This window comes from Pseudomonas fluvialis, from assembly GCF_014207935.1.
Taxonomy (GTDB): domain Bacteria; phylum Pseudomonadota; class Gammaproteobacteria; order Pseudomonadales; family Pseudomonadaceae; genus Aquipseudomonas; species Aquipseudomonas fluvialis_A.
The window spans coordinates 225,127-248,432 of the sequence record NZ_JACHLL010000006.1 but is presented as its reverse complement, the minus strand read 5'-3'; the positions used below and the strand labels follow the sequence as shown (position 1 = coordinate 248,432).

Here is a 23,306-nt window from a genome sequence, read left to right as displayed (position 1 = left end):
CCCGGATTGCCGGGGTGGGGCTAGCTTGAATACCAGGCTTCGGGGGACCCTTCATGCATACAGTGCCGAGCATCTGTGCCTATTGCGGCGTTGGCTGTGGCGTCGGCCTGCGCGTCGAGGGCGGGCGGGTGATCGGGGTCGAGCCGCAGGCCGGGCATCCGGTGAGCCAGGGCCAGCTGTGCGCCAAGGGCTGGTCCAATGCCTATGCGGTCGACCCCGTTGGACGCATCACCACGCCGCTGGTGCGCGAGCATGGAGAGCTGCGCCCGGCCGGCTGGGACGAGGCCCTGACACGGGTGGCCGAGGCGTTGCGCACGTCGCTGGAAACCTACGGCCCACTGGGCGTCGGGGTGATCAGCTGCGCCCGGGCGAGCAACGAGGACAACTACGCGGCGCAGAAATTCGCCCGCGCCGTGCTTGGCACCCACAACATCGATCACTGCGCGCGCATCTGCCACAGCCCCTCGGTGGCGGGGCTGTCGCGCACCCTGGGTTCGGGGGCGATGACCAACAGCATCGCCGACCTCGACGAGGCCGAGCTGATCCTGGTGATAGGCGCCGACGTCACCGAGAACCACGCGATGATCGGCGCGCGCATGCTCAGGGCCCAGGCCCGTGGCGCCAGGCTGGTGGTGATCGACCCGCGCAAGACACGCCTGGCGCGACTGGCCGACATGCACCTGCAACTGCGCCTGGGCAGCAATATCGCGCTGCTCAACGGGCTGGTGCAGATCATCCTCGACAATGGCTGGGAGAACAGGGCCTTCCTCGCCAAACGCTGCGAGGATATCGAGCCGCTGAGCCGCCACCTGGCCGGCATCACGCCTGAGCAGACCAGCCGCGAAACCGGCGTGCCGGTGGAACAGCTGATCAAGCTGGCGCGTCTGTACAGCCAGTCGAAGGCGGCCTTCATCGCCTACGGCATGGGCATCACTCAGTTCCAGAGCGGGACCAACAACGTCATCGCCGTGTCCAACCTGGCGCTGGTCTGCGGCCAGGTCGGCCGACCCGGCACCGGCATCAATCCGCTGCGCGGGCAGAACAACGTGCAGGGCGCCTGCGACATGGGCTGCCTGCCGGACGTGTTTCCCGGTTATCAAAAGGTCGCGGACGCGTCTGTGCGCGCCAAGTTCGCTGACGCCTGGGGCTGTGCAATGCCCGAGACGCCGGGGATGACCTCGCTGGGCATGACCAAGGCCGCGGCGGCCGGCCAGTTCGGCTGCCTGATGATTCTGGGCGAGGACCCGGTGCAGACTGACCCGGACCGCAATCAGGTGGCCCATGCCCTGGCCCAGTTGGACTGCCTGGTGGTGATCGAGATGCACCTGACCGAGACGGCGAAGTTAGCCGATGTGATCCTGCCGGCAGCGAGCTTCGCCGAGAAGGACGGCACCTTCAGCAACTGCGAACGCCGCGTGCAGCGCATCCGCCGCGCGCTGCCGCCGCCGGGGCAGGCACGCTGCGACTGGCAGATACTCGGTGAGCTGGCCCGCCGCCTTGGCCACACTGGCTTTGAGTGGCAGAGCGCCGAAGCAGTGTTCGACGAAATGGCGAGCCTGTCGCCGATCTTCTCCGCCATGAGCTACGCCGCGCTGGATACGCACCACGGCCTGCAGTGGCCCTGCGATGCCGAGCACCCACAGGGCAGCCCGATCCTCCATCAGCACAGCTTTCCGCTGGGCCGCGCGCGGCTGCTGCCGGTCAGCTGCGTGGCACCAGCCGAATGCCCGGATGCGGACTATCCGTTCTGGTTCACCACCCACCGCCTGCATTTTCACTACGGCTGCGGCTCGATGACCCGCAAATCGCCGCTGCTGGAGCGCGAGACACCGGCCGGGTTGCTGTTTATCCATCCTGCGGATGCGGTCAGGCTGGGGTTGGCGCAGCATCAACGGGTCAGGGTGAGTTCGCGGCGCGGCGAGCTGATCACCCGGCTGGAGCTGTCCGACGACCTGGCGCCCGGCACCCTGGCCATGCCGTATCACTTTCGCGAAGCGCCGTGCAATCTGCTGACCAACGACGCCCAGGACCCCATCACCCGCATGCCCGAGCTCAAGGCCTGCGCCGTGGCGCTGGAGGCTGTCGATGAGCAGGCCAAAGAGGAGGGCGCTCATGCTCGCCGCCCATAAGTTGGACAGCCCCGAGCGCCTGCGCGCCCACCTGGCGCAAGGCCGTGAGGTGCAGGAGATGCGGGCCGACGGGCAGGGTGGCTGGCACTGGCAGAATCTTGCGGCCGGCGATGGGCTGCCCTTCGAGCCGCCACCGCGTCCGCCGCTGACCTCGGCCAAGCCGCTGTTCTTCGCCGAGCGCGAGGCGCTGTTTCGCTTCGACGGCGGCACCTTCTACGGCTGCCTGCCGGAGATCGAGCCGAAGGTGCTGTTCGGCGTCTCGGCCTGCGATCTGCGAGCGCTGGCCTACCAGGACCAGTTCTTCGCCCAGGACGAGCATTATCAGCGGCGTCGCCGGCAGACCCTGCTGGTCGGCTACGACTGCGGCCACAGCTGCGCCGGCGGTTTCTGCACCGCGGTGGGCGGCAGCCCGCTGGTGAATCAGACCCAGGCCGATCTGATCCTGCGCCGCAATGGGCACGGCGGCTGGACTCTGCTGGTAGCCAGCCAGGCCGGCGCCGAGGCCATTGCCGCGCTGGCCTTGCCACAGGCCCCTGAGGACTGGACCGCCGAGCGCGACGCGGATCTGGCCCAGGTGCGGGCGGAGCAGGGTGCCCAGGCCGAGATCACCGCCGGTATCGCGGCCATCCAGGCGGCCAGCGTCGAGCCTGAGCGCTGGGAAGCGCTAGGCCTGCGCTGCCTGGGCTGTTCCGGCTGCACCTCGGTGTGCCCGACCTGCTCCTGCTACGCGCCACTGGAACAGCGCGAGGAGGGCGGTGCGCTGCTGCATGAGCGCGTGTGGGATTCCTGTCTGTACACGGGCTTCCAGAAGGAGGCCAGCAGCCACAACCCGGCGGCCACGGCCGGCCAGCGCGTGCAGCGCTTCTGGTACCACAAGTTCGGCACGGCTTTCGCCGAGCGCTTCGGCGCCTATGGCTGCGTCGGCTGCGGCCGCTGCGACGTGGTCTGTCCGGGGAGCATCGGTGCCCACGGCGTGATGACGAGGATAAGCCGGCCATGATCGATTCGACCCCGCGCCCGATGATTCTGGAAGACGCCTATGCCGATGGCGAGGATGCCCGGCACTTCCAGCTGCGCCTGGTCGATCCGCAGGCAACCGACCTGGCCGCGCAACCTGGACAGTTCTTCATGCTGGCCGTGCCTGGGCATGGCGAGGCGCCATTCACCTATGTGCGCGCCCCGGATGCAGAGGGCCGTTTCTCCGCGCTGGTCCGGCGTACCGGACAACTGACCGAGGCGCTGTTCGAGCTGCAGATCGGCAGCGTACTGGGCTATCGCGGACCGCTGGGCCGAGGCTGGCCGCATGACCTGACCGGACGCCACGTGCTGGTGATCGCCGGTGGCTGCGGTCTGGCGCCGCTGGCCGGGTTGATCGACGCGGCGCGCGACAACGCAGCTCGCCTGCAGGTGATCTACGGCGCTCGTCATCCCGGCGCCCAGGTGCTGGCCCGCGAACGCGCGCGCTGGCGTCTGGATCTTGATTACCTGGAAACCTGCGATGTCGCCTCGCCCGGTGAGCGCAGCGGCTCGCCAGTGGCGCACCTGGACGAGCTACTGGGCCAAAACATCCCGGATGCAGTGCTGTGCTGCGGCCCGGAGCCGCTGATGCTGGCCAGCGCCGAGCATTGCCTCAAACGTGGCGTGCCGGCCGTGCATATCTGGCTATCGCTGGAGCGACGTATGCATTGTGGCGCGGGCTTGTGCGGTCATTGCCATATCGGCGCCAGCTACGCCTGCGTAGACGGGCCGACTTACAACTATGAGCAGTACCTGGCGCTAACGCGCGCGGCTGGTCTTTATTCGACGGCTCAGGCGATACGCCATTGCTGAGTTTCGTGATCAGCCAAGACTGAGGGTGCCGAGTGCCAGTTGACCCAGCGCCAGCCACAGGCCGGCTGCCGTCGCAGCCAACGAAACGCCACCCAGCCAGATGCCCAGCGCGATCTCGAATGCCAGTCGTCTTTGTCGTTGCAGCGGTGTCACACGCGGCCGGACTTCGTCAAAGTCGTTGAAATCGTCATCGTCGCGTACGGCTCTCATTGCGGTTTCCTGGATTCTGGCGGTGATGGAATGGGCAAGGTGGTATTTTGCCCGAGGTTTGCCACGTGAGCGATCTGCAGCCGCAAGCTTGTACCTGACTGTAGGTCGCGCCATAGATAAGTTCGCATAATCAATATTATGTTAAATATTATGTAGAGCACTGGTGAACAGATTCCACAGCGCTGGCTTTGCCGCTGATTGCTTCCCCCCATAGCATGACGTCGTTACCCTGTCTGGCTGATAGCGTTAGCGCCATGCTTTGATCTCCTTAGGTTTGCGATCACCATGATGATAATCGGAAAACTGCTGCTGGCACTGGTTCTGGCCGCGCTGACTGCCTGGGGTGCGGCGGCATTGCTGATCGCCGGTCCACACGGGCGCCTGAGTGCCACGCTGGCCGCGTGCCTGGTTGCGCTGGGCCTGCTGGCTATTACCCGCCTGTGGTTGAGCCGCGGTCGGCTCATTGTTGCCGGTCTGCTGCTGGTGACAGCTGGAGCCTGGCTGCTGTGGTGGCAGTCCCTGGAACCGTCCAACGAGCGCCAATGGCAAAGCGATGTGGCGGTGTTGCCCTCGGCTACTGTCGAAGGCAATCGCATCACCCTGCACAACGTGCGCAACTTTCAGTATCGCAGCGAGTACGACTACACCCCTGCGTACTACGACAAGCAGGTCGATCTGGATCAGTTGGTCGGAGTCGATCTGATCGCCACCTACTGGATGGGCCCGTCGATCGCCCATGTATTTCTCAGCTTCGCCTTCGCCGATGGTCAGCACGTGGCTGTGTCCATCGAAACGCGCAAGGAAGTCGGTGAAAGTTACTCGACCATCAATGGGTTTTTCCGCCAGTACGAGCTGTATTACGTGGTGGCTGACGAGCGTGATGTCATCGGCCTGCGCACCAACCATCGGCACAATCCGCCGGAGCAGGTTTATCTCTACCGTCTGCAGGCTCCGCTGGAAAACGGCCGGCGGCTGTTCATGGCCTATGTCGAGCGGATCAACCAGCTGCATGAGCGCCCTGAGTTCTACAACACCCTGACCACCAACTGCACCACCAGCATCTGGATGAGCAGTCAGGTCAACGAGCAGCACCTGCCCTTCAGCTGGAAGCTTCTGGCCAGCGGCCATGTCCCGCAGTACCTGTACGAACAGGGTCGCCTGCAGGATGGCCAGCGGCCCTTCTCCGAGCTGCAGCGTGAAGCCCTGATCAATGACAAGGCCCAGGCTGCCCAGGACTCTGTGGAGTTCTCGCACCTTATCCGCCAACCCTGATGACCGCACCAAGGCCAATCATGACCCGTATGCCCCGTTTTCTTGCCCTGTGGCTGCTCGCCAGCGCTGCCCTGCCCGCTACCCCGGCGGCTGCCAGCAACTCGGCGACTGATGAGCCGGGCAAGCGTCCGCGCATCTGCCTGGTGCTGTCCGGTGGTGGTGCCCGCGGCGCCGCCCATGTTGGTGTACTCAGGGTGCTGGAGGAATACCGCGTGCCGGTGCACTGCATCGCCGGCACCAGCATGGGTTCGCTGGTAGGTGCCGCCTATGCCACCGGCACCACCCTGCCGGAGATGGACGTGATCCTCGGCAGCATATCCACCGAGCTGCTGTTCAAGGAGGAGCCGCCGCGCCAGGAACTGTCCATGCGGCGCAAGCAGGACGACTACGACATCCTCTTCACGCCCGAGGTTGGCCTGAGCAAGGGCGAGGTCAAGATGGGCAAGGGCATCGTCACCGGCGTGCAGCTGGAAACCGTCCTGCGCCAGTTGAGCAAGACCAAGGGCTACCAGCATTTCGACCGCCTGCCGATTCCTTACCGCGCGGTAGCCACCGACCTGGTCACCGGCCAGGCCGTGGTGTTCAAGGAAGGTGAGCTGGCCAACGTGATGCGCGCCAGCATGTCGGTACCGGGCGCCGTGGCACCGGCCGAGTTCAACGGGATGATGCTGGTCGATGGCATGCTGACCAGTAACCTGCCGGTCGAGACCGCGCGCCAGATGGGCGCCGACGTGATCATCGCGGTCAACGTCGGCACCCCGCTGCTCAAGCGTGAGCAGCTCAACGGCATCCTCGGCGTGTCCGGGCAAATGCTCAGTATCCTCACCGAGCAGAACGTGCAGGCCTCTTTGGCCAACCTGCAGCCCCAGGACATCCTGATCTCGCCGGAACTGGGCGATTACTCGACCGGCGACTTCGACGCCCTGCCGCAAATCGCCCCGCTGGGCGAGGCCGCCGCGCGCAAGATGGAGCAACGCCTGCGCCAGCTGGCCCTGCCGCCAGCCGAGTATGCCGCCTTGCGCCAGCAGCAGATGAACCACGCGCCGGCGGAGCAACTGGTGGTCGATGAAATCCGCTTCGACAACCTCCAGCGGGTCAACCCGCAAGCCCTGGTTGGCCTTGTCGACACCCAGCCCGGCAAGCCCGTCGACCAAGCCGTGCTCGACAAGGACATGCGCCGACTGTACGGCACCGGCGACTTCGAGCATGTCAGCTACCGGGTGCTGGAGGAGGATGGCAAGCGCGTGCTGGCCATCAATGCCGCCGAAAAGACCTGGGGACCGAACTACCTGCGCTTCGGCCTGGGCCTGTCCAGTGATTTCGACGGTGATTCGTCCTTCAACCTGCTCGGCAGCCACCGTCAGACCTGGCTCAACGAGCGCGGTGCCGAGTGGCGCAACGATGTGCAAATCGGCCAGACCACCAGTTGGCAGAGCGAGTGGTATCAGCCGCTGAGTGCCGGCAATCCGTTGTTTGTTGCCCCACATCTGGCCATCACCCAGCGCAGTGCCGACCTCTATGACGATGAACGGCGCATCGGCACCTACGACATGTTCTCGACCCTGGTCGGGGTCGACGTCGGCAGCCAGTTCAACCGCTACGGCGAGCTAAGGTTGGGTCTGGTCACCGGCCAGGTCAGCCCCAGCCTGGACAGCGGCCCCGACTATCTGGAACCCCTGGACAAGCGCCTGCAGGCCGGCGCCCTCACCGCCCGCCTGCGCCTCGACCAGATCGACAGCGCCAACTTCCCCCGTTCCGGCTGGCGCAGCCAGATCAATGTGTTCGACTCGCAGCAGGCGCTCGGTGCGGAAGAGGAATACACCAAGTGGTCGGGCGAGCTGACCTCGGCCATTTCCTTCGATTCGCACACCTTCAACTTCGCCCTGTTCGCTGCCGACAAGCTGGGTGACGAGCCGCTGCCCAACTACGAGCAATTCCAGTGGGGCGGCTTTCTGCGTCAGTCCGGCTATGCTCCGGGCCAGTTGCTCGGCGCGGACCTGCAGTTCGGCCGCGTCATGTACTACCACCGCATCATGCAGGGCACGGTGCTGGAAGGCGCCTACGGTGGCATCTCGATGGAGGTCGGGCGCATGGGCGAACCGCTGGTCAAGAGCAACAGCGACGACTGGATACTGTCCAACAGCCTGTTCATCGGCACCGACAGCCCGATCGGCCCGCTTTACCTGGGCTATGGTCGCGCCGACGACGGCAACAGCAGCCTCTATTTCTACCTTGGGCGGCCGTTCTGAGGCGCTGATTTATCTGCGTCACCCTGTCGCGCGGCAGCTCAGCGCTGCTGGTGGGCACGGGCTCGTGCTAAGGTGCCGGTTCGCACTTTCAAGGAGCCGTCCATGTTGCGTCATCTGCTTGCCAGCGCCGTGCTGCTGTCGTTGTCCACCCTTACCCTGGCCCACGAGTTCAGGGCCGGCGATCTGATGATCGACCATCCCTGGGCCCGCGAGCTGCCGCCGACGTCGGCGACCAGCGCGGCCTTCTTCACCCTGCACAACCACGGTGCGCAGGAGGATCGACTGCTGGGTGCCAGCACGCCGGTGGCCGGCAAGGCTGAACTGCATACCCATATCCACATGGGCGAAGTAATGCGCATGCAGAAGATCGATTCGGCGAGCATCCCGGCCCATGGCATGACCGAATTTGTGCCGGGTGGCAATCACGTGATGCTGTTTGACCTGAAGCAACCGCTCAAGGCTGGCGACAGCTTCCCGCTGACCCTGCAGTTCGAGAAGGCTGGCAAGGTCGAGGTGACCGTCAACGTCGAGGCGGCGCCGGCACAGCACGAGCATCAGGGCCACTGATGATCCGGGCGGTGGGTGTCCTCACCGCCCTCTCCCTCTCGCCAGGTCAGTCGCGGTCGAGCAGATGAAAACGGGGCAGCGACAGTTGCCAGCGCAGCGCGGCCAGGCGGGCAAGCAGCACCACCAGCATCGACAGGCCGGTGGCCAGCCAGTGCGTCAGCTCCAGTTCCCTGAGCGTAATGAAAACTACCGAGCCGAGGATGCAGGCGGTGGCGTAGATTTCCTTGCGAAAGATCATCGGGATCTCGTTGCAGATCACATCGCGCATTACCCCGCCGGCAACACCGGTCATCACCCCCATGATCACGGCAGTACTGTGCGGCACCTCGTGGCGCATGGCGACCTCGGTGCCGATCACGGTAAACACCGCCAGGCCGAAGGCATCGGCCAGCAGCAGGCCCTTGTCATGGATCGGCTGCGTCAGACGCACCCAGACCACGGTACCGATAGCCGCCAGCGAAGCCACCAGGATGTAGGTGTCGTTGCGAATCCAGCTCACCGGGTGGTTGTCGAGGATGACGTCGCGCAGTGTGCCGCCGCCCAGGGCGGTGACGATGGCAATCACCAGCACGCCGAACAGGTCCATGGACTTGCGCCCGGCCATCAGCGCGCCGGTAATGGCGAATACCGCGACGCCAAACAGGTCGGAGAGATAGAAAAGTTGTTCCATGAGTCAGCTTTGCCCTAAATGGGGGCGCGCATGGTAACAAACTCTTCCGCAGCCGTCGGGTGGATGCCGATGGTTTCGTCGAAAATCCGCTTGGTGGCACCGGCCTTGATGGCGATGGCAATGCCCTGGAGGATTTCTCCGGCCTCGCCACCGACCATATGGCAGCCCAGTACGCGGTCCGTTTCGGCATCCACCACCAGTTTCATCAGGCTGCGCTCCTGGCAGTCGGTGAGCGTCAGCTTCATGGGACGGAAGCGGCTTTCGTAGATGTTCAGTGTATGACCGGCAGCCCTGGCCTGTTCCTCGGTGAGTCCCACGGTGGCCACATTGGGTAGGCTGAATACCGCCGTGGGAATGTTCTGGTAGTCCACCGGGCGGTATTCCTCGGGTTTGAACAGTCGCCTGGCCACCGCCATGCCTTCGGCAAGGGCAACCGGCGTGAGGGCCATGCCGCCGATCACATCGCCCAGGGCGAGAATCGATGGTGTGCTGGTTTCATAGCGTTCGTTGACCTGAATGAAGCCACGGGCATCCAGTTGGATATCGACATTTTCCAGCCCCAGATCATCCAGCATCGGCCTGCGCCCGGTGGCGTAGAACACACAGTCGGTTGCCAACTCACGGCCATCATTCAGGGTAGCCAGCAGGCTGCCATCAGCCTGGCGCTCGATCCGGCGGATATCGCTGTTGAACTGCAGGTCGAGGCCCTTCTTGCTCAGTTCCTCCTTGAGGTGCAGGCGCACGGACTGATCAAAACCGCGCAGGAACAGCTCGCCGCGATAGAGCAGCGACGTCCGGGCGCCCAGCCCCTGGAAGATCGAGGCGAATTCGACGGCGATATAGCCGCCGCCAACCACCAGTACACGCCTGGGCAGTGCCGGCAGGAAGAAGGCCTCATTCGAGGTGATGGCCAGTTCCTTGCCGGGAATATCCGGGATTTGTGGCCAGCCTCCGGTTGCGATGAGGATATGCCGGGCCCGGTAGACCTGCCCCGCCACCTCAACGCTGTGCTCATCGCGCAGGCGGCCATGGCCTTCCAGCAGGGTCACGCCGCTGCCCACCAGTAGATTGCGGTATATGCCGTTGAGGCGCTCGATTTCGCGGTTCTTGTTGGCAATCAGGGTCGCCCAGTCGAACTGCTGCTCGCTAAGCGTCCAGCCAAACCCGGCTGCCTGGGTAAAGTCCTCGTGGTAATGGGCACCGTACACCAGCAACTTTTTCGGTACGCAGCCTACGTTGACGCAGGTGCCGCCCAGGTAGCGGCTCTCGACGATGGCCACGCGGGCACCAAAGCCAGCGGCGAAACGTGCGGCGCGGACGCCACCGGAGCCGGCACCTATTACCAGCAGATCGAAATCAAAGGACATGGCTATTCTCCTGAGTCAGGACGCCAGCATACTCAAGTTGCGCCTGGCTGCCGATAATCGGGCTTGTGCCGAATGTTGTGGAGGAACGTCATGCGCCCCACCCTCACCCACATCGCCTTGCATGTCGCCGATCTGGACGCCTGCATTGCTTTCTACGAGCGCTTCTGTGGCATGGCGGTGATTCACCAGCGCGCCGGCAAGGGCTCGCGCATCGTCTGGATGAGCGAGCCGGGCAAGGAGCACAGCTTCATCTTGGTCATGATGCCAGGCGGCGTTGACCGTAACCTGCCGGCCACGGACTACAGCCATTTCGGTTTTGCCGTGGACAGCCGCGTGGCCGTTGATGCCATTGCCGCCGAGGCCGCCCGCTGGGGATGCCTGATCTGGCCACCGCGTGACGAACCCTATCCGGTGGGCTACTACTGCGGGCTGCGTGATCCAAACGGCAACTATGTCGAGTTCAGCTATGGGCAACCGCTGGGGCCTGGCGCAGAGCAAATGCCCATTCCCTAGAACGCACAAAGCCACCCGCAGGTGGCTTTGCCCTAACCGTCTGGCTTAGTAGGCCTTGCCGGTCTTGTAGAGGTTTTCGTAGCAGAAGTTGGTCGCCTCGATGTAGCCCTCGGCGCCACCGCAGTCGAAGCGCTTGCCCTTGAACTTGTAGGCAATCACGCAGCCGTCCTGGGCCTGCTTCATCAGCGCGTCGGTGATCTGGATTTCGCCGCCCTTGCCCGGTTCGGTCTGCTCGATCAGATCGAAGATGTCCGGGGTGAGAATGTAGCGACCGATGATCGCCAGGTTGGACGGCGCATCTTCCGGCTTGGGTTTTTCCACCATGCTGTTCACCCGGAAGATGTCCTCACGGATCATCTCACCAGCAATGACGCCGTATTTGGAAGTTTCCTCCGGCGGCACTTCCTGGATGGCCACGATGGAGCAGCGGAACTGGTTGTACAGCTTAACCATCTGCTGCAGCACGCCGTCACCTTCGAGGTTGAAGCACAGGTCGTCGGCCAGAACCACGGCGAAGGGTTCGTCACCGATCAGCGGACGGCCACAGAGGATGGCATGGCCAAGGCCTTTCATTTCGACCTGACGGGTGTAGGAGAACGAGCACTCGTCAATAAGACGACGGATGCCGACCAGGTATTTCTCCTTGTCGGTACCCTGAATCTGGTGCTCCAGCTCGTAGCTGATGTCGAAATGGTCTTCCAGGGCGCGCTTGCCGCGGCCGGTCACCATCGCGATCTCTTTCAGACCGGCCTCCAGAGCCTCCTCTACCCCATACTGAATCAGCGGTTTGTTGACCACTGGCAGCATTTCCTTGGGCATGGCCTTGGTCGCCGGGAGAAAACGAGTACCGTAACCAGCAGCCGGGAACAGGCATTTCTTGATCATGACAAACCTTGTCTTGAGGGGTGGGCGAGTAAATGCCGCGCAGTCTAATCAGGCGGCCTCTTCCTTACAATGCCCTTGAGTCGCCCGACCGACGCCCTGATAGACAAAACCCAGGGCGCGCAGCTCTGCAGGGTCGTAGAGATTGCGGCCATCAAGCAGCAGCGGCCGGTGCATCAGATGGCGCACCCGGGCAAAGTCCGGTTGGCGGAACTGCTTCCACTCGGTCACCAGAATCAAGGCTTCGCTGGCCTCCACCGCCTCCAGGGCGTTGCCGCACAGCTGCAACTGGCCGCTGGCGACCTCGCGTGGATAGCGGCTGGCAACTCCCTCGTTGGCAACCGGATCGTAGGCGCGTACCTGACAGCCGGCGAGCAGCAGTGCATCCAGCAACACCAGGCTGGGGGCCTCGCGCAAATCGTCCGTGCCGGGCTTGAAGGACAGCCCCCAGAGCGTCACGACCCGCCCCTGCAAGACGCCACTGAAGTGTTCGCGCAGGGCCTGGAACAGCAGGGTTTTCTGCAGCGCATTGCGGGCTTCCACCGCTCGCAGCACGCCGGGCTCGATGCCGAGCTGTTCGGCGCAGCGGATCAGAGCGCGCACATCCTTGGGGAAACAGGAGCCGCCATAGCCGCAACCCGCATAGATGAAGTGCGTGCCGATGCGCCGGTCACTGCCAATGCCGTGGCGCACCTGCTCGATATCCACGCCAAGGCGGGCGCACAGACTGGCCATCTCGTTGATGAAGGAGATCTTGGTGGCGAGAAAGGCATTGGCGGCGTACTTGCTGAACTCGGCTTCGCGCCGCGGCATCAGCAGGATGCGTTCGTGGTTGCGAACAAAGGGGGCGTACAGGCGGCGCAAGGCTTCGCCAGCCTGCGCACAGTCGCTGCCGATGATTACCCGGTCAGGGCGGGTAAAATCCTCCAGGGCGCTGCCTTCCTTGAGAAACTCCGGATTGCTCAGCACCGGCACGCTGAAGCTCAGACCTCGCTGCTGCAAACCGCTGCGAATGCGCTGCTCGACCCGCTCGGCGCTGCCGACGGGAACGGTGGATTTGTTGACCACGATGCAGGGCTTGCGCAGCACCCTGCCCAGCTCATCGGCTACCGCCAGTACATGGCGCAGGTCCGCCGAGCCATCCTCCTGTTGTGGCGTACCAACGGCAATGAAGATCACTTGGGCGTGCAGCGCCGAACCGCGCAGGCTGGCACTGAAACTCAGCTGTCCGCTGGCCAGGTGCTGGTGTAACAGACTGTCCAGACCGGGCTCATGAATCGGGCAATGGCCGTCCCGAAGTTGCGCAAGACGTGTGCTATCGCGTTCCACGCAGATCACCCGATTGCCCATTTCGGCGAAACAGGCCGCCGTCACCAGTCCGACATAGCCGGCGCCAATCACGCATAGCTGCATTGCTCGACCCTCATCCCGTGGTTCAGGTGATTGCAACGCAGCCGCGTGGCAAGGGCGTGACAGCCGGGCGACTAGCCGATGACAGCGATCAGGCGCTGGGACGTACTTGTTGCCACAGCCTGCTGGCCAGGCTGACCAGCAGCAGGCAGACCGCGCCGGCGATGATCCCCAGAACACCATCAAGCAGACTGGGCGTGACGGCGGCGAGCACAGGCCCTGCGCTGCCGAGGCTGGCCAGGTTCTGACTCGCTGCCTGGATCACATGGTGGGCCCAGGGCCAGCCATGGCTGAGGATGCCGCCGCCGACCAGGAACATGGCGGCCGTGCCGACCACGGAAAGGCTCTTCATCAGCCAGGGCGCGAAGGCCAGGATGCCGCGGCCGATGCGCTGGCTGAAGGCTGACGGTCGTTGCAGCAGATACAGGCCGGCGTCATCCAGCTTGACGATGGCGGCGACAAAGCCATAGACCCCGACCGTCATCAGCAGGGCAATGCCCGACAGTACCGCGAGTTGCTGGCTGAGGCTGCTGGTGGCGACTACGCCGAGGGTGATGGCGATGATCTCTGCCGAGAGGACGAAGTCGGTACGGATGGCGCCCTTGATCTTGTCCTGTTCGAAGGTCAGCAGGTCGACGTTTTCGTCCTGCAGCGCGGCCATTTCGGCGGCGTGCGCCTGCTCGGTTTCAGCCGCGCTGTGGAGAAACTTGTGGGCCAGTTTCTCGAAGCCTTCGAAACAGAGGAATGCCCCACCGAGCATCAGCAGCGGCGTGATCAGCCAGGGAGCGATGGCGCTGATCAGCAAGGCCGCCGGCACCAGAATCAGCTTGTTGCGCAGCGAGCCCTTGGCTACCGCCCAGACCACCGGCAGTTCACGGTCGGCCTTCACCCCTGTGACCTGCTGGGCATTCAGAGCCAGGTCATCGCCCAGCACGCCTGCAGTCTTCTTGGCGGCCAGTTTGGTCATGACCGACACATCGTCGAGTACGCTGGCTATGTCATCGAGCAGGGCAAGCAGGCTGGTTCCGGCCATTCAGGCAGTCCTTGTCATTGAAAGGATGGATAACGGCGCGTAGTAAACCAGCAACTTTGTGCGCTGAACACTAGCGGCGATAGCCCTGCTTCACATCCGTGCTCTGGCCGGGTGTCTGCTCGATTACCCGCCCGTCCGGGTACTCAATGCTCTGGCGCAAGCCGCCACTGGTCTGGTTCTGTTCGTTGCTGTAGCGATACACTTGGGTCTCGCTGACGTCGCTGGGCACCCTCGTGCCGTTGTAGACGTCATAGCGCTGCTGGCTGCGTGAGGACTCGATGCTGCCAGACGCACCGGGGCTGACATACACCCGCTCGATCGGTTGCACAGTACTCGGCTCAGCCTGCACAGTCATGAGCGGGGCAAGGGACGTACTGAGGGCAAAGGCAACGGAAAGTGTGCGCATGGTAACTCTCGCGGGATGTAGTGCCAGCAGCTTCACGCGAAGCTCACATTGCTGCAAGCGCAGCAGACCTGTGGACTCAGAATCCATGTGAGAAGAGCACCTCCGCTTCCCACACATCCAGCCCAGGTGTGCCGATACTTTGGTAACTGCTGTTGAAGTCCAGCATGCTGGACTCGCCGACCAAGGTACGCGCCCCGAGCCGCATCATGCCGCTAAAGCGGCTCGGTTCATCCGTACCCGCGAGATACAGTTCTGTAGCATCGGGTCGCTCAAACGCATAGCTGATGCCAACTTCGGCATAGGGTACGAACACTGAACCATTGCTGAAGCTGATTTGCCGACTGATCTCCAGTGACGGTTGCAGGCTGCCAGTGTTGTAACTGTCTTCAGGCAACCGCAAGTGGATCGCCTGCCCCTCGATTGCTCCTTCTAGCTCGTATGCTTCGTTATTACTATGCAAATAACTGAGCAGAATCTTGGGGCGCAGGTAAACCTCATCAACTGCATACTGCCCCTCGGCGTTCAAGGTCAAGGCATAGCGCTGCACATCGCCACTGCCGCTAAGTGTCGACAGCTCCTGATCCTGGTTGAAATGTCCGATATTGAAATTGGCATACAGTGACCAGACCGGTGTGAGCTGATACGCCATGTAAGGGCCTACCATAAAGCCATTGACATCAATCTGCTGCTCGCCGCCATAGGCATCCGTACGACTGTTTTCCATAGAGATCATCATGCCGGCTACCATGGCATCGCCGACACGGCGATCCGTACCTAGCAGCAATACGCCACCTGTACCGTCGATATCCTGATTTTCGCGGCGGTCTCGGATACGCATATAGCTGGTATCGACCCAGCTGTTCCACTGAGTATCGTCCAGCAGGTCGCGCCCCGGTGTGATCGGCACTGCAGCAGCACTCGGTTGCGCCGAGTACTGTTCTCCGAGCGCGCGACATCGGCTTGCGTCGACCGATCCCGGAGCAGAGATATCCTCTCGCGCGCCAGGTGGGCAACGCTCAGCTGCTAGTTGGACTGACGAAGCGGCCAGCTGTAACTCGTGGGCATCTTCCGTGCCGGGCATGAGCCCATCCGGTGGCAGCGTGCCAATCGGGGGAGTAACGCCACCAGGCCGCGTTGGCTTTAGTCCGTCAGGAGGCAGCGTACCAATCGGCGGGGTCACGCCACCGGGTAGCGAGGGCATCAGCCCGCTGGGAGGCAGCGTGCCCATCGGCGGGGTCACGCCACCGGGTAGCGAGGGCATCAGCCCGCTGGGAGGCAGCGTGCCCATCGGCGGGGTCACGCCACCGGGCAGCGAGGGCATCAGCCCGCTGGGAGGCAGCGTGCCCATCGGCGGGGTCACGCCACCGGGCAGCGAGGGCATCAGCCCGCTGGGAGGCAGCGTGCCCATCGGCGGGGTCACGCCACCGGGCAGCGAGGGCATCAGCCCGCTGGGAGGCAGCGTGCCCATCGGCGGGGTCACGCCACCGGGCAGCGAGGGCATCAGCCCGCTGGGAGGCAGCGTGCCAATCGGCGGGCGGGCTATTGTCGGCGGGATGAAGGTCGGCGGCAGGACAAAACCACCTATTTGATTTTGCGTATCCAGCAGGCAATCACCACTGTTGCTGTTGTCATAGAGTTTGTGCGTCCCGCCATTGCCGTTGGATACGTTTGGAGACAGCGACAGGTGCAAGCCGCGGCGATTTTTACTCCAGCTATCGACGGTCTGATTACCCTGCGCAGAGTCCAGCCTGAATGCTCCGGCAGAGGTCGCGGAGAGCCATACCGAGCGTGCAGCATCGGCCGTTGTTCCGACAAAGCGCAGATGTCCGTTGGTATTGCAATTCTTGGCCAGCGCTGGCATTGAGCCGCTCGCCCAGACAAGCAAGATAAGGACTATTTTCGCTACCACCAGCGGTCTCGGTGGGGTACGTAGAATCTCTTGAGCTGCCCTCTGCGGCATCCTGTCCATGATCACTCAGTTCCTGTGTGTTCGAGGGGCAGCCTGCGCCAGCCTGCCAAGAGTCCGTACAGTACTGCGATGCAGCCCGAAGCACCATCCTTGCTCCTCGCCTAGATACAGAAGCGGAATAACTGTCAGTGTCGTTCACGTACTGTGAGCTGTTGTGTTATTTGGCTCGACGGATTACCGAGGGATCCGCCAAGCTTCCTAGCTGTGCAGTAAGGGGGTTTGAGGGCGCCGCAACGGGCTGAGCAACTTATTTGACTGAGTTCGTCGCTGCGAGGGACAGACAGACGTCGTGAGATGGTGCCCCGAGCCGGACTCGAACCGGCATGACCGTGAGGTCGAGAGATTTTAAGTCTCCTGCGTCTACCGATTTCGCCATCGGGGCGGTAGCGCTTCCCGGCCGTAGCCGTGGCTGGCCGGGACTATATAAGCCCAGCCGGATGCCTGCAAGGTACGCAGGCGGTTCCATCTGGACAAACAAAAAGCCCCGTATATCTGGGATCTACGGGGCTTTTCATATGGAGGCTGAGGTCGGAATCGAACCGGCGTTCACGGATTTGCAATCCGGTGCATAACCACTCTGCTACTCAGCCATTATGCAAACGGGCCGTATGACGGCCCGTAAAATTTGGAGCGGGAAACGAGACTCGAACTCGCGACCCCGACCTTGGCAAGGTCGTGCTCTACCAACTGAGCTATTCCCGCGTTGTCGTGTTGACGGGGGCCATTCTAGCGTTTTAAAAACGCTCGTCAACCCCTTGATTCAAAAAGTTTATTTTTTTTCGACTTCACTGCTGAGGTGCGGCCAGGCGGCCAGCAGGTACTGCGCCATCGACCACAGTGTCAGTACGGCGGCCACGATCAGCAGGAGGTAGCCGAGCACTACATAAACAGACAATTGCGGCGGATTGGCAATCAGAATGACCAGCGCGACCATCTGTGCGGTGGTCTTCCACTTGCCCAGATTGGATACCGCCACCTGGGCACGTGCGCCCAGTTCTGCCATCCACTCACGCAGCGCGGAGACCACTATCTCGCGGCCAATGATGATCACCGCGGGCAGGGTCAGCCAGAAGCTGGCGTGCTCTTCCACCAGCATCACCAGGGCCACGGCCACCATCAGCTTGTCTGCTACCGGATCGAGGAAGGCACCAAACGGCGTGCTCTGTTCCCAGCGCCGTGCCAGATAGCCATCCAGCCAGTCAGTCAGGCTGGCGACGGCAAATACAGCGCTGGCAGCCAGATAGCTCCACTCAAACGGGAGATAGAACAGCAGGATGAAGACCGGGATGAGCAGCACGCGCAACAGGGTCAGCAGGTTCGGAATATTGGTCATCAGTCTGTTCGCAACAGGAAGTGGCGCGATTCTACTCGCTGTGCAGCACCGCATAAATCGACTCGGCGAGCTTTTTGCTGATACCCGGCGCCTTGGCTATCTCATCAATACTGGCTCGACCCAGTTCCTGCAACCCGCCGAAATGCTTGAGCAGCTCGCGCCGACGCTTGGGGCCTATGCCGGGCACGTCTTCCAGGCTTGAGGTGCGCCTGGCCTTGCCGCGACGCGCGCGATGTCCGGTGATGGCAAAGCGGTGAGCCTCGTCGCGGACCTGCTGGATCAGGTGCAGGGCCGGTGAGTCAGCTGGCAAGGTGAATTCGTGTTCGGCGTCGTTGAGGTAAAGGGTTTCCAGGCCAGGTTTGCGCGTCACTCCCTTGGCCACGCCCAGCAGTGTCTGATCGGTGAGGCCAAGCTCCTGCATGACGGCCTGGGCCATGGCCAATTGACCTTTACCCCCGTCAATCAGGAGCACATCGGGGCGCTTGCCCTCGCTGTCCTTGACCTTACTGAAGCGTCGCGTCAGGGCCTGGTGCATGGCGGCGTAGTCGTCGCCCCCGGTAATGCCTTCGATGTTGTAGCGGCGGTAATCGGATTTAAGTGGGCCTTCCGGGCCGAATACTACACAAGAGGCAACGGTGGCTTCGCCGCTGGAGTGGCTGATGTCGAAGCATTCCAGTCGCTGCAAAGGCTCGGCGAAATCCAGTGCATCGGCCAGCGCCTCGAAGCGCGCGGCCAGATGTTGGCGGTTGGCCAGGCGCGCGCCGAGTGCCTGTTCGGCATTGGTCAGGGCTAATTGCTGCCATTTGGCGCGGGTGCCGCGCACCCGCACGCTGATTTCCGGCTGGCGGCCGCGCAGGCTGGCGATGGCGCTGGCCAGGGTCGGTAGATCGTCATGCTGCACGTTGACGATCAACTCGCTCGGCACATCGCGCTCCTGGCTACTCAGGTAATACTGGGCAAGGAAGGCCATCAGCACATCACCGCCCTCTTCCTCGATGGCCACCTGCGGATAGAAGTTCTTGCTGCCCAGCACACGGCCGCCGCGTACGCTAAGAAGATGAACGCAGGCGCCACCGGGGTTGACCACGGCGGCGATGATGTCGACGTCGCCACTGCCGCCTTCCATGCTCTGCTGATCCTGAACGCGACGCAGCAGCGCAATCTGGTCACGTAGCTCGGCGGCGCGCTCGAAGTCCAGCGTCATGGCCGCCTGCTCCATACCTCGGTTGAGCTCATCACTCAGCTGATTGCTGCGCCCCTCCAGAAAGAGCACGGATAGGCGTACGTCCTCGGCGTATTCCGCAGGCTCAACCAGGCCGACGCAAGGCGCCTTGCAGCGCTTGATCTGGTACTGCAGGCACGGCCGCGTGCGGTTCTTGTAATAGCTGTCCTCGCACTGGCGCACCTGAAAGGTTTTCTGCAGCAGATTGAGGCTCTCGCGGATGGCTCCGGCACTGGGATAGGGGCCGAAATAGCGACCCTTGGCCTTCTTCGCGCCGCGATGAATCCCCAGACGGGGAAAGTCGCCATCACTGAGCAGGACGTAGGGATAGGATTTGTCGTCGCGCAGCAGGATGTTGTAAGGCGGCCGCCATTCCTTGATCAGCGTCTGCTCGAGCAGCAGGGCTTCGGTTTCGTTGGCGGTGATGGTGGTGTCGATCTGGGCGATGCGCGCCACAAGAGCGGCAGTCTTGGGCGCCAGGCCGGTCTTGCGAAAGTAGCTGGCAAGACGCTTCTTCAGGTTCTTGGCTTTGCCCACATACAGCAGGCGGCCTTCGCCATCCTGCATGCGGTAGACGCCAGGGTGGCTGCTGCAGTGAGCGAGGAAGGCCGAGGCGTCGAATGCCGCGCTGGCTTCAGGCGCCGGCATCGACCATGCCATGCCGCACGGCCAGTAGGGCCAGCTCGACGTCGCTGGTGATGTCCAGCTTGTCGAAGATGCGGTAACGGTAGGTATTGACCGTCTTGGGCGACAGGCACAGCTTGTCTGAGATGTCCTGCACCTTCTGGCAGCTGACGATCATCAGGGCAATCTGGATTTCCCGTTCGGACAACAGCTCGAATGGCGACTCACTGGCCTTCGGCTGGAACGACTTGAGGGCCATCTGCTGGGCAATCTGCGGGCTGATGTAGCGCTGCCCGGCAAAAACCTGGCGAATGGCCTGAACCATTTCCTCGAGCGCCGCGCCCTTGGTCAGATAACCAGCGGCGCCAGCCTGCATCAAGCGCGTGGGAAACGGATCGTCCTCGCACACGGTGACGGCAACGACTTTGGTATCGGGATGGCTGTGCTGCAGCTTGCGTGTGGCCTCAAGGCCGCCGATGCCGGGCATCTTGACGTCCATGAGGACGACGTCGGGCTTGAGTTCGCGAACTTTCTTCAGGGCTTCCTCGCCCGTTTCGGCTTCACCGACCACGTGCAGGCCACTGATATCAGCCAGCATGCGGGTAATGCCTGTGCGAACCAGATCGTGGTCATCGACCACCAGAACACGAATCACACATCACCTCGCCTACACGCGAGCCGCCATCCATGCAGCGGTCTTGTTCGGAATGCCAGACGGGCTGTTGCCTGTCGCTCTGGCTCGCCTGCGCGGTGCGCAGGCAGAGCAAATATGGCGGAAGCGGTGAGAGATGATCTCACTGCTCTGCACTGGGGTTTTCTAGGGCTACGCGCAAGCAAGTGGAGCCTGTGAACGTCATTGATTAGTGGCGCATCTTACAAGGCGGGGCAATCGCTGGGCAACGGCTAAAGACCGCTGCGACTCCTTGTAGATGCCGGCTGGCGTCCTATGGGCTGCCGTCGCGCACAGAAAAAGTTCGGCAATCAGGTGCACTTAAAGGGTTCCCGGTTCATCGCTAGATAGATCGTCAGCACGATAGCTGTTGCGGCTTCGGATACCCTTTTCTTGTGGCCAGGCGGCTTAGGTGTGAGCGGTTCGGTAATCCTGAGTTTGTGGAACTGCGGAGCTATTTCTCTGAACTGGCCCAGTTGGAAGTAGTTTCGCTTAGCATCCGATGAACTTCTTCATCAATGTAGCGCCAGCACTTAATGTTGGCGCTTGGATACGAATAGCGTAGCCAAACATCTTTCCTGATTTTGCTTATAACTGTGCAGTTGGTTTCGCAGGATATGAATTTCACTGCGCTTGGTATGGAATTGCCTGTCGGGGCGTATATGTAAAATAAGAGACCGCGCTCTTCTTGCTCTTTCACCATTAAGTCATCTGTGGTTTTCGACCAGGGTGAGGATGATCTAGTGGTTATTCTTGAGATTGTATGCCCGCTTTCGGGAATTACCGTTTCGCGCTGACTCCAGAAAAGCTCAACATTTACTGCAAATAATTCGCCACGATCAATCCGCTTGCGCTGCTCTGTATAATTCAAGAATGTGGGTATAGTATCTGGCAGATAGAATCCGAAATTCAGCGTCTCTTGGTTATCGTCAACTCTGCTTCGCTCTCCGTATTGGTTTATTTTAGGATCGCCTACTTTACTTGACATATATGCGCCGATACCAAGGAGATTGTCTGTATATTGAAATTTATACGGCCCAAATGCCTGCTCGTTTGAACCGGCAAGACTTCTTTCTCCAATAGGCTTAGGGCATTGACGGTTCTGGAGCTTTTCTGGGACAGATAGCTTTTCAAAGGCCTTATATTTGTATTTTTCTGAGTCGCATGATGAGACGCCTGCTAATACCAAGAGCAGCGTGGTGATTCTTAAAAAACTATTCATCCGTGATAACCCCTAATCGTGACGCCTGGTTCCGAACCTTTCAGGTGAGTTTAGCTAATCCGCGAACTGCTTTGCTTTCGTAATGCCTTTTCACTCTTCGTACTGATCAGCCTTGTTGCAAACTTAGCTTTGATCCGGGGCGCACATATCGGACCTTACTTCATTTTAGGCAGTAGCAGGCCCTGTGCTGTCAGTGCTCAGGATGGGGGCAGAAATCGCGCTGGTCGCGAGAAGTGCAAAAAGCGCCACGTGGGTAGCCTTCATTTCTATCTCGCGCCCTGTGAGCCGCACAGGGCGATTTGAGGGGCTATGCGAAAGGCAGGATTACCGTCTCGTAGTGCTCCCGAGTCTGCTGGAGGAGCGGGCGGGAAATGAACGTTGCCTTGCCGGGAAGCAGGTCGTAGTGCTGTTTGAGTTCAGGTGCTTCAAGAACCGACATTTCGTTCTTGGCGCAGTACACCGACCACCGGAGCACGCTTTGAAAGCCCTCCTTGGGTTCGCTGAACATCAGGTCGCTTTTAGCTTCGCCTTTCAGTGATCGCAGTGCGCGCCTGATCGGTGCGATACGTTGTGCGGAGAGGCGTACTCAACCTCGGACACGCTGCGCAATGGCTGGTGGAAATCGCACTTGAAGAAGGCCGGCGTGCGACCACGCGGCCCGAACCAGTGCCGGCACACCTTCGCCAGCCAGATGCTGAGCAGCGGCATTGCCACTCCTGAGTGGATTGCGGATCAGATGGGGCACACATCCACGACGATGATTTTCAAACACTACGCGAGGTGGATCAGCAAGGATGGCCCGGACTTCGTGGGTCTTTTGAATCAGGCCTTGAAGCTCGAATATCGCTTACGAGCAGCTTTTTGCTGGGCACACGTAGCAGCCGCCGAAAGGCTTTGTGTACTCTCCCGCCATCCACATCCCCCTAAAGGACAGAGAATGCGCTCGATCCACCTAGTGTTTACCCTGCTTTTCCTGAGTTTACTCAGTGGTTGCTCTACCCCGCCCCCAACACAGTCCACTGAGTCGGTTATGTCGAACCCAGAAGGCGACCCGATTCGGATGCAGGCTGGTATCGACCTTGCGCACACCTATTACGACTCGACCTATCAAAAATCCAGGGATCGAATTAATACGATGCTGGCGTCGCTGCCTGAGCCCGAAGAGCAGAAGCGAATGGTGGTTCAGAAGGCTGAGCCTTACCTGACCAGAGAGTACTTCACCGACCAGATGGCCCGAAAATTTGCAGTTCTCTTCACCCCTGAGGAGAGCAAGAAAGTCGGCCGCCTGTTCGAGCTCGCTGTAGTCGGAATGGATCCGCCGGGTCTTTCTGAGGCACAGCAGGCCGAGATCAGCGAAATCAGCAACAGCCCGGATGCCCGCGCACTGAACTGGAAGATGCCAGTCGCTAACCAGCTACTCGAGGCCCACTTCCAAAACGTGCGCGCTAAAATTATGGAAGATGCCAGCGCGGGCCAGACCACCAGTACGCCGTAACAGGCTCATCAGCGACAAAGTGAAGAAACAAAAAAGGCACCCATGAGGTGCCTTTTTTTTGTTCCGGCGGCCCTGACAGCGATAGTTAGCGGCCCACCTGAAAATCACTGCAGAAATCGACGCTCCAGCACTCGCAAACCCTACCGCTGGGGCACTCGCAAACTGGCGATTGTTCCCAAAGTGTTCCCAAAGTGTTCCCAAAACGCTCCCTTTTCGGTACTGAATCAAGAAAA

At 61.7% G+C, this 23,306-nt stretch carries 21 protein-coding genes and 3 tRNA genes; 8 read left to right on the top strand and 16 right to left on the bottom strand.

The features are described from left to right. Window positions 1-53: 53 nt before the first annotated feature. Genes fdhF through HNP49_RS16415 form a run of 3 tightly spaced genes read left to right on the top strand, consistent with a single transcriptional unit; the run spans window position 54 to window position 3,959 of the window. Entirely contained in the window at window positions 54-2,129 is a 2,076-nt protein-coding gene (gene fdhF, locus HNP49_RS16425; protein ID WP_184685055.1) for a formate dehydrogenase subunit alpha, read from the top strand. Continuing rightward, complete coding sequence (locus tag HNP49_RS16420) at window positions 2,113-3,129, top strand: 4Fe-4S dicluster domain-containing protein (RefSeq protein ID WP_184685053.1); 1,017 nt, start codon at window positions 2,113-2,115, stop codon at window positions 3,127-3,129. The genes fdhF and HNP49_RS16420 overlap by 17 nt, the downstream gene beginning before the upstream one ends. Further along, window positions 3,126-3,959 (top strand): FAD/NAD(P)-binding protein, encoded by an 834-nt coding sequence (locus HNP49_RS16415; RefSeq protein WP_184685051.1) that lies wholly within the window; start codon window positions 3,126-3,128, stop codon window positions 3,957-3,959. Before HNP49_RS16420 ends, HNP49_RS16415 begins: the two co-directional genes overlap by 4 nt. Window positions 3,960-3,968: 9 nt before the next feature. Here the strand turns inward: HNP49_RS16415 and HNP49_RS16410 are convergent, their stop codons facing one another. Further along, entirely contained in the window at window positions 3,969-4,169 is a 201-nt protein-coding gene (locus tag HNP49_RS16410; protein WP_184685049.1) for a hypothetical protein, read from the bottom strand. 285 nt (window positions 4,170-4,454) lie between these two features. Here HNP49_RS16410 and HNP49_RS16405 point away from each other — a divergent pair, with 285 nt between their 5' ends. The 3 genes from HNP49_RS16405 (at window position 4,455) to HNP49_RS16395 (ending at window position 8,257) form a co-directional block, all read left to right on the top strand. Beyond that, window positions 4,455-5,441 carry a DUF4105 domain-containing protein gene (locus HNP49_RS16405; RefSeq protein ID WP_184685047.1) on the top strand — a complete coding sequence of 329 codons (987 nt, stop codon included), beginning with the start codon at window positions 4,455-4,457 and terminating at the stop codon, window positions 5,439-5,441. Between the two features lie 20 nt (window positions 5,442-5,461). Further along, window positions 5,462-7,690, top strand: a complete 2,229-nt coding sequence (locus tag HNP49_RS16400) for a patatin-like phospholipase family protein (RefSeq protein ID WP_184685045.1) — start codon at window positions 5,462-5,464, stop codon at window positions 7,688-7,690. Between the two features lie 102 nt (window positions 7,691-7,792). Further along, on the top strand, window positions 7,793-8,257 hold the full coding sequence (locus tag HNP49_RS16395; RefSeq protein WP_184685043.1) for a copper chaperone PCu(A)C: 465 nt from the start codon (window positions 7,793-7,795) through the stop codon (window positions 8,255-8,257). Window positions 8,258-8,303: 46 nt separating this feature from the next. Here HNP49_RS16395 and HNP49_RS16390 read toward each other — a convergent pair whose 3' ends face one another. Together HNP49_RS16390 and gorA are read right to left on the bottom strand one after the other, a co-directional pair. Then, window positions 8,304-8,927: a trimeric intracellular cation channel family protein gene (locus HNP49_RS16390; RefSeq protein ID WP_184685041.1), complete on the bottom strand. Its 624-nt coding sequence runs from the start codon at window positions 8,925-8,927 to the stop codon at window positions 8,304-8,306. A 14-nt stretch (window positions 8,928-8,941) separates the two neighbouring features. Further along, entirely contained in the window at window positions 8,942-10,294 is a 1,353-nt protein-coding gene (gorA, locus tag HNP49_RS16385; protein WP_184685039.1) for a glutathione-disulfide reductase, read from the bottom strand. Between the two features lie 90 nt (window positions 10,295-10,384). Here gorA and HNP49_RS16380 point away from each other — a divergent pair, with 90 nt between their 5' ends. Then, a complete protein-coding gene (locus HNP49_RS16380; RefSeq protein ID WP_184685038.1) occupies window positions 10,385-10,807 on the top strand; it encodes a VOC family protein in 423 nt (140 codons plus the stop codon). 45 nt (window positions 10,808-10,852) lie between these two features. On the opposite strand, the gene galU is transcribed toward HNP49_RS16380, so the two are convergent. The 13 genes from galU to HNP49_RS16315 form a co-directional block, all read right to left on the bottom strand. Further along, complete coding sequence (galU, locus tag HNP49_RS16375; RefSeq protein WP_184685036.1) at window positions 10,853-11,692, bottom strand: UTP--glucose-1-phosphate uridylyltransferase GalU; 840 nt, start codon at window positions 11,690-11,692, stop codon at window positions 10,853-10,855. Window positions 11,693-11,740: 48 nt separating this feature from the next. Further along, entirely contained in the window at window positions 11,741-13,102 is a 1,362-nt protein-coding gene (locus HNP49_RS16370; protein ID WP_184685034.1) for a UDP-glucose/GDP-mannose dehydrogenase family protein, read from the bottom strand. A gap of 88 nt (window positions 13,103-13,190) precedes the next feature. Further along, a complete protein-coding gene (locus HNP49_RS16365; RefSeq protein ID WP_184685032.1) occupies window positions 13,191-14,132 on the bottom strand; it encodes a DUF808 domain-containing protein in 942 nt (313 codons plus the stop codon). Window positions 14,133-14,202: 70 nt separating this feature from the next. After that, a complete protein-coding gene (locus HNP49_RS16360; protein ID WP_184685030.1) occupies window positions 14,203-14,538 on the bottom strand; it encodes a hypothetical protein in 336 nt (111 codons plus the stop codon). A gap of 76 nt (window positions 14,539-14,614) precedes the next feature. Then, the gene (locus tag HNP49_RS16355) at window positions 14,615-16,399 is read right to left on the bottom strand and encodes an autotransporter outer membrane beta-barrel domain-containing protein (RefSeq protein WP_184685028.1); all 1,785 of its coding nucleotides are present in this window, start codon (window positions 16,397-16,399) and stop codon (window positions 14,615-14,617) included. A gap of 403 nt (window positions 16,400-16,802) precedes the next feature. Next, window positions 16,803-16,889, bottom strand: a tRNA-Leu gene (locus tag HNP49_RS16350). A 134-nt stretch (window positions 16,890-17,023) separates the two neighbouring features. Further along, window positions 17,024-17,097 (bottom strand) — tRNA-Cys (locus tag HNP49_RS16345). Window positions 17,098-17,133: 36 nt separating this feature from the next. Then, window positions 17,134-17,209, bottom strand: a tRNA-Gly gene (locus tag HNP49_RS16340). A gap of 67 nt (window positions 17,210-17,276) precedes the next feature. Further along, on the bottom strand, window positions 17,277-17,840 hold the full coding sequence (gene pgsA, locus HNP49_RS16335) for a CDP-diacylglycerol--glycerol-3-phosphate 3-phosphatidyltransferase (protein WP_184685027.1): 564 nt from the start codon (window positions 17,838-17,840) through the stop codon (window positions 17,277-17,279). Window positions 17,841-17,871: 31 nt separating this feature from the next. Next, window positions 17,872-19,710 carry an excinuclease ABC subunit UvrC gene (gene uvrC, locus HNP49_RS16330; protein ID WP_184685190.1) on the bottom strand — a complete coding sequence of 613 codons (1,839 nt, stop codon included), beginning with the start codon at window positions 19,708-19,710 and terminating at the stop codon, window positions 17,872-17,874. Then, complete coding sequence (uvrY, locus tag HNP49_RS16325) at window positions 19,697-20,341, bottom strand: UvrY/SirA/GacA family response regulator transcription factor (protein WP_184685025.1); 645 nt, start codon at window positions 20,339-20,341, stop codon at window positions 19,697-19,699. Before uvrY ends, uvrC begins: the two co-directional genes overlap by 14 nt. A 469-nt stretch (window positions 20,342-20,810) precedes the next feature. After that, window positions 20,811-21,578: a hypothetical protein gene (locus tag HNP49_RS16320; protein ID WP_184685023.1), complete on the bottom strand. Its 768-nt coding sequence runs from the start codon at window positions 21,576-21,578 to the stop codon at window positions 20,811-20,813. 307 nt (window positions 21,579-21,885) lie between these two features. Further along, the gene (locus tag HNP49_RS16315) at window positions 21,886-22,086 is read right to left on the bottom strand and encodes a hypothetical protein (RefSeq protein ID WP_184685022.1); all 201 of its coding nucleotides are present in this window, start codon (window positions 22,084-22,086) and stop codon (window positions 21,886-21,888) included. 120 nt (window positions 22,087-22,206) lie between these two features. Between HNP49_RS16315 and HNP49_RS19085 the strand changes: the two genes are divergently transcribed. Next, window positions 22,207-23,073 (top strand): hypothetical protein, encoded by an 867-nt coding sequence (locus tag HNP49_RS19085; RefSeq protein ID WP_409372559.1) that lies wholly within the window; start codon window positions 22,207-22,209, stop codon window positions 23,071-23,073. Window positions 23,074-23,306 lie beyond the last annotated feature (233 nt).